Origin of the sequence: Microcystis sp. LE19-10.1B, assembly GCF_027530565.1 — a bacterium.
GTDB lineage: Bacteria > Cyanobacteriota > Cyanobacteriia > Cyanobacteriales > Microcystaceae > Microcystis > Microcystis aeruginosa.
Genome location: NZ_JAPZQM010000114.1, coordinates 1 through 4,343, shown reverse-complemented (window position 1 = coordinate 4,343; position 4,343 = coordinate 1). Strand labels below are relative to the sequence as shown.

The following is a 4,343-nucleotide window of genomic DNA, read 5'->3' as shown; positions in this document are numbered from 1 at the left end:
AACTTTTTCAGCAGACCCTAATTAGGGGTCTCAAGACCCCCCTAGCGGCCACCGAGAAAACCTTCACCAGCTAGGTATTTTTACTCAAGTCTCTGGAGGGGGACAGCTTATGTGACAGTTGAGGGTGCGGAATGTGGGTTGAAGGCTATCAAAATTACCTTGAAACTTTCTACAGTTCGGTAATCAAGCACGGTAACTCCCCCTATCCCTTAAATCCCAATGTCCTGAGTCCTACTGATGATGTTGTTCGCTACTTTGAAGAGAAAGGACCTCTACCCTTGAGCGGTTCCTATACCAGGATTTTAGGGGGAACCACTATGCACTGGGAAGGGAAATCCCTACGGATGTTACCCGATGATTTCAAGTTACGCAGCAAGTACGGACAAGGTCTTGACTGGCCAATTACCGATCAAGAGCTTTGGAAGTACTACCGCCAAGCAGAGTACGAGATTGGGGTTGCTGGAAATGCAGCAGAACAAAGGGAGTTAGGCATCACTTTTGAACACGATGACTATGTCTTTCCCATGCGGGAAATGCCCCCTTCTTACTTGGATAAGAAAGTGCGTCAGAAAATTCAGGGGACGACAGTGGAACTCAATGGCAAAAAGATCGAATTAAAACTTAGCACTTTTCCCCAGGGTCGCAATGGCATACCTAACCCTGATTACAAAGAGTACGGCCATGATAACGACTTCGTTCCCACTGGATTGAGTGGTAAAAATCCAGTAGAGTATGGAGAACGATGCCAGGGAAACGCCAATTGTGTTCCCATCTGTCCAGCTCAAGCGAAGTATGATGCCAGGAGGACTCTGACTACAATAGCCTTTCCCGAACGAGTGCATCTTCTTACTCAGGCGGTCGCTTCCAGGGTGGAAATCGATCCCGAAACTGGCCGTGTTAGTGGCATCGAGTATAAGCACTATCGGGATAAGAACTCTCCTGCTTATACGGTTGGCACGGCTAAGGGTCGTTTATTTGTCCTAGCCACTAACGCGGTAGAAAATGCCAGGCTGATGTTGTCCTCTAATTTGCCTAGTACCAGTGGACTGATGGGTTGCAATCTCATGGATCATCCCTTCCTGTTAGCTTGGGCTTTGATGCCCGAAGTGACGGGGACGATGCGAGGCCCCTTGGTGACATCGGGAATTGGCAGCTTCCGTAATGGTGAATTCCGCAAAGAACAATGTGCCTTTGGCATTGACATCCACAATGATGGTTGGGGATGGTCAGGCACTGGTGTCCCCGATGTGGTGCGAGAAGCGATCGATAATAATAAAAAGTATGGCTCCGAACTTCGCCAGGAACTAATTAGCCGAATCTCACGGCAGCTACTACTGGCTTTCATGTGCGAATTGCCAGCTAATTCCAGTAACCGAGTCAGCATCGATCCCCAATATAAAGATCAACTCGGTAATTATCGTCCGGTTATCCATTTTGATGTCCCTGATTACTGTAAAAAGGCGATGGCTTATGCCCGTAATCTTTCCCGAACTATCTTCGAGCGCTTGGGAGCAGAAGATCATACCCACTACGATAAGTCAGATCCCGCCTATTTTGAGTATGAGGGTCAAGGCTACTGGTTCCGAGGAGGAAATCACTTTTCAGGAACCCACGTAATGGGAACGACTAAATACAACTCCGTTGTTGATTCCTATTTGCGTTCTTGGGATCACGAAAATCTCTATCTACTCGGCGCTGGCAGTATGCCTTCTATTGGCAGTTCTAATACAACATTGCCTCTTGCCGCCCTGGTTTTCCGAGCTTCTGAGCAGATGCTTCAGGACTTAGCTTGAGATTGACATAACAGATTACTAATCCTACCACCAGAGGTATTATCGATGACTGATCGTTTAAGGTTAATTCAAACGGTTGACGACCTGCATTACTATCTGATTCAGGGCATGATGATAGAACACGCAACCATTCCCCCTTACATGACCGCCCTTTACTCCCTCAAACCAGGAAGTAACCTAGAAGCTTTTCATATTATTCGCGCTATTGCTGTGGAGGAAATGCTGCATCTCACCCTGGCTGCCAATGTGTTTAATGCCGTTGGGGGAAATATAAAAGGAGTGCTGACAGCCAATAATTTTATCCCCACTTATCCGACTTACTTACCTACCGGAGCCGATGATTTTCAAGTTGGCCTAGCCAAATTTTCCCCGGAAACAGTAGAGACGTTTCTCAACATTGAACGGTCTAAAGAAGTACCTGACGATGCACCTTTAGTGCTGCCTCGACCGACACAAGGCTCATGGTTGCCGATTCCTGGTTACGATCCAACCTACAAATATTACAGCATTGGGCTGTTTTATGCGGAGGTCATCCGAGGCTTAGAAGCGTTGGATCGAGAGTACAAACAGAAGGGACAGAATCTATTCTGTGGCGATCCGAAAAAGCAAATTACCCGGGAATATTACTACGATGGTGCCGGCGAGATTATCCCGGTATATAATCTCAAAGATGCCAAGCGTGCGTTAAAAGTAATTCAAGAACAAGGTGAAGGCTCCAGGCAAGGAACTATCTATGATGCAGAACGGGAACTTTCCCATTACTACCGTTTCCAGCAACTAAAATTAGGTCAATACTATACGATCAATAAAGATGATCCGCTGAAGTCAGATCTCCCCGATCACCCCACCGGAAAAACCTTTACCGTAGATTGGGACGCGGTTTATCCGGTCTTGGAGAATGCCAAACTGAGTGATTATCCCCAAGATTCAGAATTATATGCCGCCAGACAGCAATTTCAGCAGGCTTACGCTCATTTCCTCGCCCAGATTGAATTTTCCTTTAACGGCCATCCTGAGACATTACTGCCTGCGGTGGGGGGAATGTTCAAACTCAGAGACTTGGCTAATCTGTTAATTCGCAATCCCATTCCGGGAAAAGACGGGGTTAATGCCGCCCCGATTTACTAAATGTCAGCACCATGAAGTTCAAAATGGAGTTCAAAATTTTGTGGAGGTCAATCACCAGTGAATATTGATAAACCTGAGTTTACTGGGTATTTCTTGGAGTTCTCGGCAGCGGTTACTGGATTTTCTCAGTTTCATCTGCAAGGCACAGGCCAAGCTGCCCTTTACTTTGATACAGTTCGGGGTGTCGTTGGTGGCCAAATATTTGAGGAATTACTGCAAACCTTTCATGATCAGGGTGTGGAGGCGGTTTTGACATCAGGAAAACTAGGACCCATCGCCCGTAACATTATCAAACTCTGGTACATCGCTACTTGGGAACAACTTCCCTCCGCATGGCGGGAACGGTTTGGGATTCCGGTAAATGATAGCACTTTTATTGCCGCTCCCTATGCCTATCCTGAAGCACTTGTGTGGTCGGCGATCGGAGTTAATCCCCCCGGAGCGAAAGCACAAGGGTATGGGACTTGGAGTGATCCTCCCTCTGTCAAACTTAGTTAACTAATGGGCATTGCTGAATGAAGAGATGAAAGTAGGATTAAGGAAACAGGGAACAGAATAAAGTCAATATTGACAAGGCGTTCTCACAATCTAAAATCGACAATTATCAATTCATCCCCTAATTCAGCAACGCCAAATAATTTCGGTTGGCTTGAAGTACTGCGCTGTACCTGAAAGATCGGTGTCAGCTAGTGCGCCTCTTATTGTCCAAAAAAATGCTTAATTAGAAGTGAAAAATGAACAGGAAATTTTGGTTTCGTCAATTGTCGGCTGTGGTGATCACGATTCTGTTTTGTTTAACCCTTTTTAGTTTGCCTGCCAATGCTTTCGTTGCTACGGATTACTCGAAATTGCTGCTGACTAACGAATGTAATGGATGCGATCTATCGGGAGTCGATTTATCGAATAAAGATTTGTATGGTAGTGCTCTGATTGGGGCGAATCTTTCGGGAGCCAATTTATCAGGAGCCTTACTGCAAGAGGCAACGCTAGGAAAAGCCAATCTAACAGGAGCTAATCTCTCCAAGGCCGATCTCTCGGCTATCACTTTATCAGCGGCTAATCTAACGGCGGCCAATCTCTCAAAAGCAGTTTTGTATAATGCTCGGATGGATGGGGCAATTTTGACCGATGCGACTTTAACAGAGGCTGATCTAGAATCTGCCATCATTTCTGATGCGAATATGTCCAATGCCGTGGCCAAAAATGCCCAATTCAAAAATGCGATTTTATCCAGATCTAATTTATCGGGGACGGATTTTTCGGAAGCAACCATGGGATATGTGGCTCTTCGGTTTGTGTTATGCAATGGACGGGGATTATAAGGGATGGAACCCTTATATAGAAAGGCATTTAGCCATTTTTGTCAATTGTTTTTTATCTAGAGCGAACTAATCAATTAAGTCTCTTGCCAGATAAGGATTT

General features: G+C 45.8%; 4 protein-coding genes. All 4 read left to right on the top strand.

Features of this window, described 5'->3' with window-relative positions:
- The first annotated feature begins 131 nt into the window (after positions 1-131).
- The 4 genes from O9332_RS04030 (at position 132) to O9332_RS04015 (ending at position 4,243) form a co-directional block, all read left to right on the top strand.
- Positions 132-1,793 (top strand): GMC family oxidoreductase, encoded by a 1,662-nt coding sequence (locus tag O9332_RS04030; RefSeq protein WP_288023757.1) that lies wholly within the window; start codon positions 132-134, stop codon positions 1,791-1,793.
- Positions 1,794-1,838: 45 nt separating this feature from the next.
- Positions 1,839-2,921 carry a ferritin-like domain-containing protein gene (locus O9332_RS04025; RefSeq protein WP_002762518.1) on the top strand — a complete coding sequence of 361 codons (1,083 nt, stop codon included), beginning with the start codon at positions 1,839-1,841 and terminating at the stop codon, positions 2,919-2,921.
- A 57-nt stretch (positions 2,922-2,978) separates the two neighbouring features.
- Complete coding sequence (locus O9332_RS04020) at positions 2,979-3,419, top strand: hypothetical protein (protein ID WP_002762519.1); 441 nt, start codon at positions 2,979-2,981, stop codon at positions 3,417-3,419.
- Positions 3,420-3,655: 236 nt separating this feature from the next.
- On the top strand, positions 3,656-4,243 hold the full coding sequence (locus tag O9332_RS04015) for a pentapeptide repeat-containing protein (RefSeq protein WP_288023752.1): 588 nt from the start codon (positions 3,656-3,658) through the stop codon (positions 4,241-4,243).
- Positions 4,244-4,343: the final 100 nt, after the last annotated feature.